Below are 12,452 nucleotides of genomic sequence, written 5' to 3' on the forward strand. Positions count from 1 at the left end.
GAGTCATGGGTCCGGACCACATAAACCTGGTGAAGCTGAGCGCCGGCACCGAAAGCGTCGAGACGCTCGCCGCCTGGCAGGCAAGCCGCGCGGCGAAGGGCGCCGATGGCTACCCGCGCCACGTCACCCGCATGTGGCCCAAGCGCGAGGCCGAGATCCTCGCCGGCGGGTCGATATACTGGGTGATCAAGGGGCTTATCCAGTGCCGGCAGCGCATCCTGCGCCTCGACGCGGTGGAGGGCCGCGACGGCGTGCGCCGCTGCGCCTTGGTCCTCGACCCGGAGCTCGTGCGCACGCGGCCCGCGCCCCGGCGCATGTTCCAGGGCTGGCGCTACCTCCCACCCGAGGACAGCCCCGCCGACCTTACCTCGGGCCACGCCGAGGACGACGCCCTGCCGCCCGGCCTGAGCGCCGCGCTCGCCGAGATCGGGGTGATCTGAGGCACGCTCGTCCAGCCTCGCGGCTGTCCTCGCGCGGGGCGTCGTGCGCGAGGACGCCCGTCAGGGCGGAGGAGCGCTCACCCCAGCCCGAGCGTCTCCAGGAGCGCGGCCATCGCGCGCGCGTCGGCCGGCGCCAGCGGCGCGGCGCGGGAGCGGTAGAGCGTCGCCTCGCTTTCGAGGACGAGACCGTCGGAGAGGATCTTCAGGTGATTGGCGCGCAGCGTCTCGCCGCTGGAGGTGATGTCGGCGATCGCCTCGGCGGTGAGGTTGCGCACGGTCCCCTCGGTCGCGCCCTGGCTGTCCACGAGGCGGTAGTCCGCCACGCCCCGGGCGCGCAGGAACTCCCGCACGAGGCGGTGGTATTTCGTGGCGATCCGCAGCCGGTGGCCGTGCGCGGCGCGGAAATCCGCCGCCGCCATGTCGAGATCGTCGAGCGTGTCCACGTCCACCCAGGCGTCGGGCACGGCGATCACGAGGTCCGCGCGCCCGAAGCCGAGCCCGGCGAGCGCCTCGACCCGGGTCTCCCAGCGCGCGAGCGTCTCGCGCACCAGATCGGCGCCGGTCACGCCGAGGTGCACCCGCCCTGCGGCGAGCTCGCGCGGGATTTCGCCCGCCGAGAGCAGCACGAGGTCCACGCCCTCGACCCCGTCCACCGCGCCGGAATACTCGCGCTCGGCCCCGGTGCGCGAGAGCGTCACGCCGCGTTCGGCGAACCACTCGGCGCATTGCGCCATCATCCGCCCCTTGGAGGGCACCGCGAGCTTCACCGTCATGCCGCCCCCCCGAGCGCCAGCGTCAACCCGGGGCGGATCACGCCGCCCACCGCCGGGATCGCCGCGCCGCGCCCCAGCTGCCGCGTGAGCGCGTCGTAGCGCCCGCCGGAGGCCACCGGCGGCAGGTCGCGCCCTTCCGCGTAGAAGCCGAAGACGAAGCCGTCGTAGTATTCCATCGAGGTGCGCCCGTAGCTCGCCTCGAAGTCGAGGCGATCGACCTCGACCCCGCGCGCCGCGAGCGCCTCGAGCCGCGCGGCGAGGCGGTCCACCGCGGGCGCGATCGCCGGCATCTCCCCCGCGATCCCGCGCAGCCGGTCGAGCGCGCGCGGCGCCGCGTCGCGCACGCCGAGCAGCGCGTCGAGGCCCTCGACCTCCTCCGCCGCGATGGGCGGCGCGGCGGCGTCCTCGCGCAGCGCGGCGACGCGGCCCATGATCTCCGCCTCCGAACGCAGGCCGAGGCGCGGCCCGGCATGCGCAATCGGGTCGGGGTCGTTCAGCAGAGCGAGGCGCGCGGCGGGCACCGGCCGGCGGCCCGCGAAGCGGTCCAGCAGCTCGCGGAAGCGGCGCGGCCGCCAGATGTGGCGCAGGAGCGCGGCCTTGCGCCGCTCGGTCGTCCTCAGCCCCTGCACGGCGGCCGTCAGGAGCCCGATGTCGCCCGTCGCCGCGCGCAGGCCGAGCGGCGCGAGCGCCTCGGCGAAGAGGGCGAAGACCTCCGCCTCCGCCGCCGCCGGGTCGGCGCCGTCGAAGACCTCGTAGCCCGCCTGAATGTATTCGCTGGCGCGGTCGGGGTCGTCCTCCTGCCGGCGGAAGACCTCGCCGGCGTAGGTGTAGCGCGCGGGCTCCGCGCCCTCGGCCATGTGCATCTCGACCACGGGCACGGTGAAATCCGGGCGCAGCATGCGCTCGCCGCGGAGGGGGTCCTGCGTGGTGTAGGCGCGCGCGCGGATGTCCTCGCCGTAAAGGTCGAGGAGCGTGTCGGCGGGCTGCAGGATTGCGCAGTCCACGGCCCGCGCGCCCGCGGCCTCGAAGCGCGCGACGAGGCGGGCGGCCTCGGCACGGGTCGCCGCGCGGGTGTCGGCGCGCGCGGGCGTCATTCGGAGGGGCCGAGGCCGTGCGCGGCGAGGATCGCGCGCACCTCCGCCACCAGATCGCCGCGCGCCGCCTCGACCTGGCTCGGGCGCTCCTTCCACTCCTCGAGCGTCGCGCTCTCGGCGATCTCGGCGCCGAGGATCAGGTCCTTGAGCTGGACGACGCCGCGCGCGCGCTCGTCCTCGCCGGCGATGACGGCCACGGGCGCGCCCCGGCGGTCGGCGTATTTCATCTGGTTGCCGAAGTTCTTCGGGTTGCCGAGGTAGACCTCGGCGCGGATGCCCGCGGCGCGCAGTTCCGCGGCCATGGCGAGGTAATCGGCCATCCGCTCGCGGTCCATCACGGTGACGACGACGGGCCCGCGCTCGGCGGTCCGTGTCCGTCCCTTCTCGCGCAGCGCGGCGAGCAGGCGGTCCACCCCGATGGAGACGCCGGTGGCCGGCACGGCCTGCCCGGTGAAGCGCTTCACCAGATCGTCATAGCGCCCGCCCCCGGCGACGGAGCCGAACTGCCGCGGGCGGCCCTTGTCGTCGGTGATCTCGAAGGTGAGCTCGGCCTCGTAGACCGGGCCGGTGTAATAGCCGAGACCGCGCACCACCGAGGGGTCGATCACGATGCGGTCGGGGCCGTAGCCCTGCGCCGCGAGCAACTCGGCGATCTGGCGCAGCTCCGCGACGCCCTCGGCGCCCACCGCGCTTTCGCCCACCGCCGCCGCGAGATTGGCGAGCGTCGCCTCCGCCGTCTCGCCCCGCGAGGTGAGGAAGGCGACGACGGGCTCGGCCTGCGCGGGGCTGAGCCCCACCCCCTCGATGAAGGCACCGGAGGCGTCGCGCCGGCCCGCGCCGAGAAGCTCGCGCACCCCGGCCTCGCCCACCTTGTCGAACTTGTCGATGGTGCGCAGGACGGCGGCGCGCTGCTCCTCGTCGGCGAGGCCCATGACCTCCAGCACGCCGTTCAGCACCTTCCGGTTGTTCACCCGCACGATGTAATCCCCGCGCGGGATGCCCACGGCCTCCAGCGTGTCGGCGAGCATGGCGCAGATCTCGGCGTCCGCCGCGACGGACGCCGCGCCCACGGTATCCGCGTCGCATTGGTAGAACTGCCGGTAGCGCCCCGGCCCCGGCTTCTCGTTGCGCCAGACGGGGCCCATGGCGTAGCGGCGGTAGGGCGTCGGCAACTCCTGCCGATGCTGGGCGTAGACGCGGGCGAGCGGCGCGGTCAGGTCGTAGCGCAGCGCGAGCCAGTCGCCCTTGCCCTCCTCCTCGTCCTCGGCCCAGGCGAAGACGCCGGCGTGCGGGCGGTCCACGTCGGGCAGATACTTGCCCAGCGCCTCCAGCGTCTCGACCGCGGGGCTTTCGAGCGCCTCGAAGCCGTAACTGCGGTAGACCGCGGCGATGGTCTCCAGCATCGCGGCGCGCTCGGTCACGTCCGCGCCGAAATAGTCGCGGAAGCCCTTGGGGTTTTCGGCCTTGGGGCGCGGGGTCTTCTTGGGCTTGGCCATGCGGGCGGATCCCTCGGGGACGGGTCGCGGCGGGGTCTAGACGAAGGGGCGGAGAGGGGCAAGGCGCGGGCAGGCGCTGCGCCTCCCGGCGTCGCCGGGCGGGCGGCGGCGCGACGACGGCATGACCCGCCGCTCTTGCGCCGCGACGCGCCCGCGTCGTGCCCGGACCGCCGGGCCGGGTTCGCGCGCGGACACGCACGGCATGACCGGCGGTCTGGCCGCGCCACGCGCCGCTCCTCGGACGGCGCCGGGGCACGCTCCGCCGCTCCGGCGTCCGCGCATCCGCGCGGGCGGCCGATCGGGCGGGTGTCCCACCGGCCGCAGGGCGCGGGCCGGCCCGGTCAGTGCCCAGCGGGCAGCGAGGGCCCCGACACCCGGTCCGGCGCGGGCAGCGGCGGCAGCCGCGCGAGCTCGCCGGCGATCCCCCGGGCCGTGCCCTCCGCGACGGCGACCGGCACCCGCGCGGTGAGCGCGGAACAATCGAGCAGCAGCCGGCGCACCGCGCCCTCGGGCGCCGGCGTCCAGCGCCAGGGCAGGCCCGCCGCCGTCGCCAGATCGGCCATCGCCACCCGCCCCGGCGCGGCGAGGTTGAGCGTCTCGGGCAGGGGCGCCGGGTCCGCCGCCAGCGCGCCGAGCACGCGGGCAAGCGTGGCGGGGCCGATGTAGCTCCGCTCCGGCCCGGCGCCGTCGGCGAAGCGGTCGATGGCGAGCGCCTCCCCCGGGCCGAGCCGCGCGGCGTTGGTCGTCAGCGCGTCGGCGCCGAAGACGTTTCCGATGCGGAGCGCGCAGACCTCGAGCCCCGCGCCCCGCGCGGCGGTACAGAGATGCTCGGCCGCGAGCTTCGCCGCGCCGTAGGCGCTGACCGGCGCGGGCGCGTCGTCCTCCCGGAAGGGCCGCGCAACGGGCGCGCCGTAGACCGCGGAACTCGAGGCGTAGAGCACCCGCGGGATGCCCGCGGCTCGCGCGGCCTCGAGGCAGGCGGCGGCGAGGGCCGCGTTGTCCTCGAGCGCCGCGCCCGGGCCGGGCGTCACGCCCGCCAGCACGAGCATCGTGGCGGGCGACGCGTCCAGCTGGCGCATCAGCCCCCCTGCGCCCGCGTCGAGCGGCGCCCAGCGCAGGGCGCCCGCGCCCCCGCGCCGGCTCTGCCAGAGCGGCGCGAGGGGCGGCGGCGCCGCGGCCCAGGCGCGGGCGAGCAGGCGGCCGACCCGCCCGCTGCCGCCCACGACCAGAAGGCGCGGCGCGCTCACGCGAGGCTCAGCCCTCGCCGCCGGTGACGGTGAGGCCCAGCAGGCGCCAGGTCTGCATGCCGCCCCGGTAGTAGCTGATCTTCTCGGCCGGGAAGCCCGCGTCGATCATGCGCCGGATCGCGGCGGGCGACTGGCCGCACCAGATCCCGTTGCAGAAGAGCGTGACCTCCTGCGCGTTCGCGCAATCGTAGCCGTCGAAGTCCACCTCGCAGCCGAGCTCGCTCATGCGGTCCACGGCCTCGGTGTAGGGGATGTTGATCGCGCCGGGGATCGTGCCGCCCGCGTACCAGTCGGGCGTGCGGCTGTCGACGACGATCACCCCCGGGTCCTCGAGCTTCTCGATGAGCTCCAGTTCGCCGATGGTCGAGACGCCCTCGGCCGGCTGGTGCGGCTGGATGCAGAACTCCGGGCAGGGCCGCGAGGTGCGCGCCCAGTCGCCCTCAAGCCGGTTCTCCGGGTCCTGCGCGCGGCGGATCTCCACCGGGCCGGAGCGGGTCTCGACGGTGACGCTGCCGAGGTCGGGCGTCAGCCCGACGCGCGGCATCTCTCCCTCGGCGAGCGCGGGCAGCGCGGCGGTGCCGAGACCGGCGGCGAGCGCGGCGGCGGCGATGAGTCGGGTCATGGGTCTCTCCTCCCTTGGCTTGCGGTGGGCTCAGCGTATCACATGCACGGCGCAGGGGGCATGACGCACCACCTGCGTCGCCGTGCTGCCGAGGAGCAGGTCCTGCATCCCCGGCCGGTGCGAGGCGATTACGATGCAGTCGGGCGCGTGCTCCGCGGCCCAGTCGAGGATGGTGCGCCCGGCGTGCCCCTCGACCACGCGGACCTCCGCGCCGGGCAGCTCCTCGGCCATGCGCGCGAGCTCGGCCTCGATGGCGGCGCGCGCGTTCTCGACGTAATCCGTCGGCACGTAGGCGGCCGCGTAGCTCGGCAGCTTCTCGATCACGTGCAGGAGCGTGATGCGCGCCCCCTCGTCCGCGAGCGTCGCGGCCACCTCGACCGCACCGGCCGAATCGCGCCCCTCCTCGAAGGAGACGGGCACCAGGATATGGTCGTACATGCGTGTCCCTTTCCGTGTCCCGGCCCGGATGGACGCGACCGCGCGGCCGGGGCCGCGCCGCCCGTCATCCGAGCCCCGCCCCTTTGTGACGCAGGAGCACCGGCACGACCAGATCCTCCTCGTCGGTCAGATGCCGCTCGAGTAGGCCCGCGAAGGCGCCCAGATCCTCGGCGAGCGGCCCGGCCGCGTCGCCGAGCCCCTGGTCCGCCCGCGCCGCGCCGATCGCGGCATTGGCCCGCTCGGCGAGGCGCGCGAGCCACGGATCGAGCGCGTGGTGATCCGCGTCGAGAAGCGCGAAGCCCCGCTCGAGCCGCGGCTCGAGCCGCGTCAGCACCGGGAAATACTGGTGATCCTCGATCAGGTGATGGCCGTGCAGCTCCTGCACGAAGAGCCCCCCGAAGCGCGAGAGCCGCGCGGCGAAGCGCGCGGGATCGAGGCGCCCCGCCTCCGCCGCGCGGGCCTCCGCGGTCAGCATGCCCGAGAGCTCGCGGAACATCGCGTGGCGCTCCATCCAGAACTGCACGAGCCCGGCGAAGCCCGGGTCGTCGGCCCAGCCGGCGCGCGGATGCTCGGAGAGGAGGACCGTCAGCGCCTCGGGCAGCCCCTCGCGACGATCGAGCGCAAGCGCCTCGGGCAGATCAGCCATAGGTCGCGGCCACGTCGTACATCACCGGCTCGAAGCTGCGCGCGAGATCGTTCAGCGCGCGGTTGCGCGCGCGCATCTCGTCGCTGCGCAGCATGGCGAGGAAATGCGCGCGCGTCTCCCACTGCGAGTAGTTGGCGATCCGCGTCTGCGCGTCGTTGACATGGAGCGCCGCCGCGATGAAGCCGGGCTGGCGCGAGATGAACGCGGCGTAGGCGTCGCGCAGCGCGTCCAGCAGATCGGCGCAGGTGCCGGGCGAGCACTCGAAGGTGGTGACGACGGTCTGGCAGGGGCGGTCGGGATCGACGGTGAGCATGGGACACCTCCTCGGACTGCGGTCAGCGTCGCACGTCTGACGCGGCGCGAAAACCTCGCCGCGTGCGAAGAATTTTCCTCCGAAAACTCTTCCGCCCCGCCGCCGCGCGCGGCCCCGGATTTTTCGTCCGAAAAATCCGAGGCCTCTCAAAGGTTCGGCTCGCCCTGCAGCCCGAGGAGGCGGCGCGTGGCGGTCCAGGCCCGCGGCAGGCGCGGCGGCGCGGCGAGGCCGGCCTCGATCTCCGCGGCCCAGGGCGCCATGGCGCGGCCCGCGAAGTCGCGCCCCCAGTCGAGGAAGCGCGCGGCGTGCTCCGGGCGGAGGCGGCAGGCGGAGCCGACGAGGCCCACCACCGTCTCGGCGGGCGAATACCACTCGTCCTGGATCGCCGTGATCCGCCCGCGCAGGAGCGGCCCGACCGTGCGCATCAGCCGGCTGTCGGAGAAAAGGAGCAGGAGCTGCCCCATCTCCGCGCGCGTGTAGCCGATGAGCGGCGGGAAGGTGTCGAAGAAGACCGCCTCGCGCCCGGCGATCGCGAAATTGCGGATCGAGGGGTGAAAGCCGATGCGCTCGGGCCGCCCCTCGACCGCGTGCCAGAACCGCGCGATCGCCTGGCCCGCCGCCTCCATCAGCGCGAGCGCGTCGTCGGGCGCGGCGGCCTGCAACTGCGGGCGCATCATCTGCTCGGCCGGGAGCGCGGCCTGCACGATCACCGGGGCGAGGCCGCCGTCCATCGGCACGAGGCGGAAGGCGGTGTCGGGCACGCTCACCCCCGTCTCGCGCAGGAGCGCGTGATAGGCGTCATGCGCCGCGGCGAGCCGGTCGAGGCGCGCGCGGTCGTCGAGCGCGCGGTAGACCTTGATCACCCGGTCGGAATAGGGCCCCTGCGCCGGGCGGAAGGGCGCGCAGAAATAGCCCAGCCGCGAGACGGGGCGCGCCCCCCGCGCGCGTTCGGCCGCGATCAGCCGCGCCAGGGTTTCGGTCTCGTCGGTCATCGCCGCCTCCGCTCGGGTCGATGCGGCCTAGCGCGTTCAGAGGTGGCGCGCCACCTCCGCGGCGAGCGCCGTGACCTCCTCGCGCGCGCGCGAGCGCGGCGCCTCGATCGCGCCGAGCCCCTGCCCCAGCGTCTCGGCGTAGACGACGCGGTGGGCGAGCGCGGTCTCGGCGACCGTCGCCTCGAGCGCGCGCGCGGCCTCGGCCACCTCGGCGCCGAGGCGCGTGCCCGCCCGCGCCCGGTTGAGGACGAGAAGCGCGGGCTTGCCCTCGCGCCGAGCGAGGTCGAGCACGCCTTCCGTCGCCCAGAGATCGACGTGCGAGGAGGCCACCGGCACGATCACCAGATCGGCCGCGCGCAGCCCCGGGCGCAGGTCGCTGTCGGCCTTGGGCGGCGTGTCCACCACGACGAAGTCGTGGCTCCCGGCGAGCTTGCGCGTCTCGTAGCCCACGCCCCAGGCCGAGGAGGTCGAGAACTCCAGGTCCGGCGCCGCCTGCCCCTCGATCCGGGTCATGAACCAGCGCCCGAGGCTCCCTTGCGGGTCGGTGTCCACCAGCGCGACGGAGTGTCCCGCCCGCGCCCAGGCGACCGCGAGATTGGCGGCGAGCGTCGTCTTGCCGCTGCCGCCCTTCTGTTGCGCGATTGTGACGATCCGCCCGTCGGCCATGTCTGTCCCCCGCTCCCGGCGGCGTCGCCCGACGCCGCGGCGCTGCAGCGTAGCATGCCGCGACGGCAAAGCGCCAGCCGCGGGGCGCCGCCCCCGCGCGGCGACGGCCGGGCATCGCGGTTAACCGTTCGTTAAGCCCCGCGGGACACCCTGTGACCCGGAGGACCGTATGCGACACCGACTCGTGCCAGCGCTGCTCGCCGCCGCGGTCGGCGCCGGGCCGGCATCGGCGGGGCCCTGGCCCTACGCGGCCGGAGAGGGCTTCGCCTCGGCGGTCTGGCGCGGCACACCGGCGGCCGGGACCGAGTACAGCGCGCTCTATCTCGAATACGGGCTCGGGCGGCGCTGGAGCGTGGGCGTGGACGCGGGCCGCGCGATCGGCGGCGCGGCCAAGACGATCGCCTTCGTGGGACGCGCGCGCCCGGAGGAGGCCGCCGGCCCGCGTGTCGGCTGGCAACTCGGCGCCGGCCGCATCGACGGGCAGTCCGTGGTGCGCCCGGGCCTGTCGATCGGGCACGCCTTCGAGCAGGGGGCCTACACCGGCTGGGTCGCCGCCGACGGGCTCGCCGAGATCGGCGTCACATCCGATGCCTTGGGGCGGGTCGTGCTCGAGACGGACGTCAAGCTCGACGTGACGCTCGGGCTGTCGCACGGCGGCGGTCGCAAGACCGTCCTGCAGCTTCAGGCCGGACAGGAAGAGGGCGATTCGCCCTTTCGCCGACTCGAACTGCGCCGGGTCCAGCCGCTGCATGGCGGCACCTCGCTCATGCTCGGTGCCTACGGCGACCTCTCGGACGGCGGGGCGCAGGGGCTCGTCCTGGGCGTCTGGCAGCGGTTCTGATCTGGTCGCGCGCCGCGCGCCGCCCTATCCTGCCCGTCATGGCGCAGTCCCCGATCCGCGAGACCGACGAGGAGGCCCGCGCGCTCGCGCGGCGGCTGATCGACGAGGCGCGCCACGGCGCGCTCGGCGTGCGCGACCCGGAGACCGGGCACCCGGTCGTCTCGCGCGTGGCGGTGGCGACCGACGCGGCGGGCGCGCCGGTGAGCCTCGTCTCGGATCTCTCGCACCACACGCAGGCGCTGACGCGCGATCCGGCCTGCTCGCTCCTCCTGGGCGAGCCCGGGGCGCGGGGCGATCCGCTGACCCATCCCCGGATCACGCTGATCGCCACCGCGCGCTTTCTGCGCCGCGGCGAGGACGAGCACGAGGCCCTCGCCGAACGCTATCTGAGGCAGCAGCCCAAGGCGAAGCTCTACATCGGCTTCGGCGATTTCGGCTTCCTCCGCTTCGAGGTGACGCGCGCGCTCCTGAACGGCGGCTTCGGCAAGGCCTACGCGCTTACGCCCGCGGACCTCGCCCTCAGGAATCCATCCGGATCGTCAGGCTGACCCGGCCGCGCACCGGCGCGCTCCAGTTGAGGCGCAGCTGGTCCCGCGCCGGTCCCTGCTCCACGTCGACATGCGGCATCTCGGGCACCGAGAGGCCGGCGGCGTCGCGGATGCGGTCCGTAGGCACCAGCGCGTCGATAGCGCGCGCCCGCCCGCCGAAGGGCAGGAGCGGCGCGCCCTCCACGGTCCATGACGCGGCGGCGGTGTTCTGCGTGTGCGACAGCCGCAGGGGATTGGCCGCCTGCGCGCCGATGTTGTGATACGTGTTCGCCGCGAAGGTCACGTCCCGCGTGCGGGTGTAATCGAGATCGGCGAAGGTGGTGTCCACCCGCTCCACCCGGTCGATGGCGCCCCCGGCCGAGCGGAACACGTTGCCGGTGACGGTCAGCCCGGTGATCCCGTGGTCCGGGCCGTGCGGCTTGACCACCACGAAGGAAAACCACGGGGCGACCCCGCTGCAGAGGAAGGTGTTGTCGGTCACCGAGAGCCCCGCGAAGCTGAAGCCGCCGGTGAAGGCCGGGTCCGGGTCGCGCTCGTTCGTCCACTCCACGAAGCAGTTGTCGACGTAGTTGCCGGTGATCGTGCTGGAGGCGTTCGTCGTCAGCAGCGCGATCCCGGCGAGCCGCACGCCGCTCGCCGCCGAATCGCCCTGGAAGAAGTGGTTGCCCGTGATCACGTTATTCTGCCCGCCGAGGACGGCGAAATGGCGGAACTGCGTGCAGCGGTTGTCGCGCAGCTTCACGTCGTTGGCGTTGGCGTTGAGCGCGATGGTGGCGCGGTTCTGCGCGAGCGTGTCGCCCTCGCGGGTGATGAACTGGCAGCGGTCCACGAGCATGCCCTGACAGCCCCGCCCGATCGAGGTCAGCCCCCGGTCGCGCGGGCGGGTGACGTAGCACTCGCGCATCTGGAAGCCGACGCCCACGGGCGCGAGCATCACGCCGCTCGCCACGGTGTTGCACTGGATTTCCAGATCGGCGAGCGCGAAGCGGTCGAGCCGCTCGAAGCCGCTGAAATCCAGCATGTACTTGAAGCGGGTGAAGGTGAAGACCTGCGTGCCGGCCGCATCATAAAGCGGCTCGGAGAGCACGAGATCGCCGGCCGCCACGTTCTTCGAGCGCACGTAGATCTCGCGCCCGACGCCCGCCCCCTCGACCAGCGCGCCGACGGGGACGTTGGCGATATCGGCGACATTCGTCAGCCGCCGCGGGTCGGCGGGCGAATAGGTGGCCTGCGAGGTCACCACCTCGGGCTCCCAGACGGTGTCGCCCTCGGCGTAGAGCTGGCCGTTGCGGATCACGCGGCGCTGGGAGAAGCGATCGCGGTTCGGCACCGCCGCGGCCATGTCGAGCGGCCCCGAGATCGAGACGCGCCGCCCGCCCATGTCGAGCGATTCGTGGTCGGCGTTGTTCAGAAGCGCCTGAAACGCCTTGCGGAAGCCCTGTTCCTCGCTCCCGAAGGCGTCGATGTAGATCGGCAGGCGGAAATCCCGCGTGAGCGACAGGATCGCGTCGTCCGGCATCGAGAGGCGCCCCTCGAAGATCACCGGGCTGTCGAGCGTGACGTTCCGCTCCAGCCGATAGGTGCCCGCGGGCACCAGTACGCGCCGCCCGTTCGCGGCCTGATCCGCGGCCTCGAAAGCCGCCGAATCGTCGGTCGCCCCGTCGCCGAGCGCGCCGAAGTCGCGCACGTCCACCCGGCTCATCATGTCGCGGTGGAAGACGTGGGTGGCGTCCTCGATCCGGAGGTCGTCGATGCGCACCACCCCGCCCGAGGGCCCCGTGAGATCGAGGCCGAAGTGCCCGTAGGCGGGCGCCGTGCCCCAGACCATGTCGACGCCCGTGCGCCGGCCCGGCCCGACGATGGCCGAGACCTCGACCACCTCGCCGTATTGCGCGAGCGCGACGCCCGGCCCGGTCACCGTGAGCCCGCCGACCGCGCCGCCGGCGCCGTCGCCCGGCAAGCCGGCGATGCGCACCGCGGGCAGGTTGCCCGAGATCGCCTTCACCCGCGCGGTGACGCGCAGGTAGCAGCCCTCGGGCAACGGCGTCTCGCCCATATAGCGCAGCCGCTGCACCTCGTCGGATTTCAGAAGTTCGAGGCAGCCGCCGAAATCCGCGTCCGCCGGCACAAGGGCCGCGTTCGGATCGCCCTCGTAGGTGTCCGAGCCGGGCGTGCCGTCGCCCTTCGCCCATTGGCCCAGCCCTGCCGCGAAGGGCGGCGGCATCAGCGCCGCGCCCTCGGTGATCGCCTTGTTCATCGCTCGCCCCTTTCGCCGCGCCGGGCGCCGCCCGGCCCTCGCAGGGCGAAGGGGGTAGCCTTCGCGGCTTAACGGGGCG

14 protein-coding genes are annotated in these 12,452 nt (G+C 74.2%); 3 read left to right on the forward strand and 11 right to left on the reverse strand.

Annotated features, from left to right (window positions below; all coding sequences use genetic code 11):
* Window positions 1–5 precede the first annotated feature (5 nt).
* Window positions 6–440, forward strand: a complete 435-nt coding sequence (locus DRV84_RS11955; protein WP_115980999.1) for a DUF1489 family protein — start codon at window positions 6–8, stop codon at window positions 438–440.
* Between the two features lie 77 nt (window positions 441–517).
* Here DRV84_RS11955 and hisG read toward each other — a convergent pair whose 3' ends face one another.
* The 10 genes from hisG to parA form a co-directional block, all read right to left on the reverse strand.
* Window positions 518–1,213 (reverse strand): ATP phosphoribosyltransferase, encoded by a 696-nt coding sequence (gene hisG, locus DRV84_RS11960; RefSeq protein WP_115981001.1) that lies wholly within the window; start codon window positions 1,211–1,213, stop codon window positions 518–520.
* Window positions 1,210–2,307: an ATP phosphoribosyltransferase regulatory subunit gene (locus DRV84_RS11965; protein ID WP_115981003.1), complete on the reverse strand. Its 1,098-nt coding sequence runs from the start codon at window positions 2,305–2,307 to the stop codon at window positions 1,210–1,212. The genes hisG and DRV84_RS11965 overlap by 4 nt, the downstream gene beginning before the upstream one ends.
* On the reverse strand, window positions 2,304–3,803 hold the full coding sequence (gene hisS / locus DRV84_RS11970; protein ID WP_115981005.1) for a histidine--tRNA ligase: 1,500 nt from the start codon (window positions 3,801–3,803) through the stop codon (window positions 2,304–2,306). Before hisS ends, DRV84_RS11965 begins: the two co-directional genes overlap by 4 nt.
* A gap of 341 nt (window positions 3,804–4,144) precedes the next feature.
* A complete protein-coding gene (locus DRV84_RS11975; protein WP_115981007.1) occupies window positions 4,145–5,050 on the reverse strand; it encodes an NAD-dependent epimerase/dehydratase family protein in 906 nt (301 codons plus the stop codon).
* Between the two features lie 7 nt (window positions 5,051–5,057).
* Window positions 5,058–5,672 (reverse strand): rhodanese-like domain-containing protein, encoded by a 615-nt coding sequence (locus DRV84_RS11980; protein WP_115981009.1) that lies wholly within the window; start codon window positions 5,670–5,672, stop codon window positions 5,058–5,060.
* A gap of 30 nt (window positions 5,673–5,702) precedes the next feature.
* Window positions 5,703–6,110: a universal stress protein gene (locus DRV84_RS11985; RefSeq protein ID WP_115981011.1), complete on the reverse strand. Its 408-nt coding sequence runs from the start codon at window positions 6,108–6,110 to the stop codon at window positions 5,703–5,705.
* A gap of 64 nt (window positions 6,111–6,174) precedes the next feature.
* Window positions 6,175–6,756 (reverse strand): hemerythrin domain-containing protein, encoded by a 582-nt coding sequence (locus tag DRV84_RS11990; RefSeq protein WP_115981013.1) that lies wholly within the window; start codon window positions 6,754–6,756, stop codon window positions 6,175–6,177.
* The gene (locus DRV84_RS11995) at window positions 6,749–7,069 is read right to left on the reverse strand and encodes an antibiotic biosynthesis monooxygenase family protein (protein WP_115981016.1); all 321 of its coding nucleotides are present in this window, start codon (window positions 7,067–7,069) and stop codon (window positions 6,749–6,751) included. The genes DRV84_RS11990 and DRV84_RS11995 overlap by 8 nt, the downstream gene beginning before the upstream one ends.
* Window positions 7,070–7,215: 146 nt before the next feature.
* Window positions 7,216–8,061 carry a DUF6206 family protein gene (locus DRV84_RS12000; protein ID WP_115981018.1) on the reverse strand — a complete coding sequence of 282 codons (846 nt, stop codon included), beginning with the start codon at window positions 8,059–8,061 and terminating at the stop codon, window positions 7,216–7,218.
* Between the two features lie 36 nt (window positions 8,062–8,097).
* Window positions 8,098–8,727: a ParA family partition ATPase gene (gene parA / locus DRV84_RS12005; protein WP_115981020.1), complete on the reverse strand. Its 630-nt coding sequence runs from the start codon at window positions 8,725–8,727 to the stop codon at window positions 8,098–8,100.
* Window positions 8,728–8,896: 169 nt separating this feature from the next.
* Here parA and DRV84_RS12010 point away from each other — a divergent pair, with 169 nt between their 5' ends.
* Both DRV84_RS12010 and DRV84_RS12015 read left to right on the forward strand, forming a co-directional pair.
* Entirely contained in the window at window positions 8,897–9,568 is a 672-nt protein-coding gene (locus tag DRV84_RS12010) for a hypothetical protein (RefSeq protein ID WP_115981022.1), read from the forward strand.
* 38 nt (window positions 9,569–9,606) lie between these two features.
* The gene (locus DRV84_RS12015) at window positions 9,607–10,116 is read left to right on the forward strand and encodes a HugZ family pyridoxamine 5'-phosphate oxidase (protein WP_115981024.1); all 510 of its coding nucleotides are present in this window, start codon (window positions 9,607–9,609) and stop codon (window positions 10,114–10,116) included.
* Here the strand turns inward: DRV84_RS12015 and DRV84_RS12020 are convergent.
* Window positions 10,088–12,373, reverse strand: a complete 2,286-nt coding sequence (locus DRV84_RS12020) for a glycosyl hydrolase family 28-related protein (protein ID WP_115981026.1) — start codon at window positions 12,371–12,373, stop codon at window positions 10,088–10,090. The genes DRV84_RS12015 and DRV84_RS12020 overlap by 29 nt on opposite strands.
* Window positions 12,374–12,452: the final 79 nt, after the last annotated feature.

The sequence above is a fragment of the Rhodosalinus sediminis genome, assembly GCF_003385555.1.
GTDB classification, from domain to species: domain Bacteria; phylum Pseudomonadota; class Alphaproteobacteria; order Rhodobacterales; family Rhodobacteraceae; genus Rhodosalinus; species Rhodosalinus sediminis.

Bases quoted from the DNA above. Each gene is read 5' to 3' on its own strand.
- DRV84_RS11955 (WP_115980999.1), top strand. From the start codon at position 6: ATGGGTCCGGACCACATAAACCTGGTGAAGCTGAGCGCCGGCACCGAA.
- hisG (WP_115981001.1), bottom strand. From the start codon at position 1,213: ATGACGGTGAAGCTCGCGGTGCCCTCCAAGGGGCGGATGATGGCGCAA.
- DRV84_RS11965 (WP_115981003.1), bottom strand. From the start codon at position 2,307: ATGACGCCCGCGCGCGCCGACACCCGCGCGGCGACCCGTGCCGAGGCC.
- hisS (WP_115981005.1), bottom strand. From the start codon at position 3,803: ATGGCCAAGCCCAAGAAGACCCCGCGCCCCAAGGCCGAAAACCCCAAG.
- DRV84_RS11980 (WP_115981009.1), bottom strand. From the start codon at position 5,672: ATGACCCGACTCATCGCCGCCGCCGCGCTCGCCGCCGGTCTCGGCACC.
- DRV84_RS11985 (WP_115981011.1), bottom strand. From the start codon at position 6,110: ATGTACGACCATATCCTGGTGCCCGTCTCCTTCGAGGAGGGGCGCGAT.
- DRV84_RS11990 (WP_115981013.1), bottom strand. From the start codon at position 6,756: ATGGCTGATCTGCCCGAGGCGCTTGCGCTCGATCGTCGCGAGGGGCTG.
- DRV84_RS11995 (WP_115981016.1), bottom strand. From the start codon at position 7,069: ATGCTCACCGTCGATCCCGACCGCCCCTGCCAGACCGTCGTCACCACC.
- DRV84_RS12000 (WP_115981018.1), bottom strand. From the start codon at position 8,061: ATGACCGACGAGACCGAAACCCTGGCGCGGCTGATCGCGGCCGAACGC.
- parA (WP_115981020.1), bottom strand. From the start codon at position 8,727: ATGGCCGACGGGCGGATCGTCACAATCGCGCAACAGAAGGGCGGCAGC.
- DRV84_RS12010 (WP_115981022.1), top strand. From the start codon at position 8,897: ATGCGACACCGACTCGTGCCAGCGCTGCTCGCCGCCGCGGTCGGCGCC.
- DRV84_RS12015 (WP_115981024.1), top strand. From the start codon at position 9,607: ATGGCGCAGTCCCCGATCCGCGAGACCGACGAGGAGGCCCGCGCGCTC.
- DRV84_RS12020 (WP_115981026.1), bottom strand. From the start codon at position 12,373: ATGAACAAGGCGATCACCGAGGGCGCGGCGCTGATGCCGCCGCCCTTC.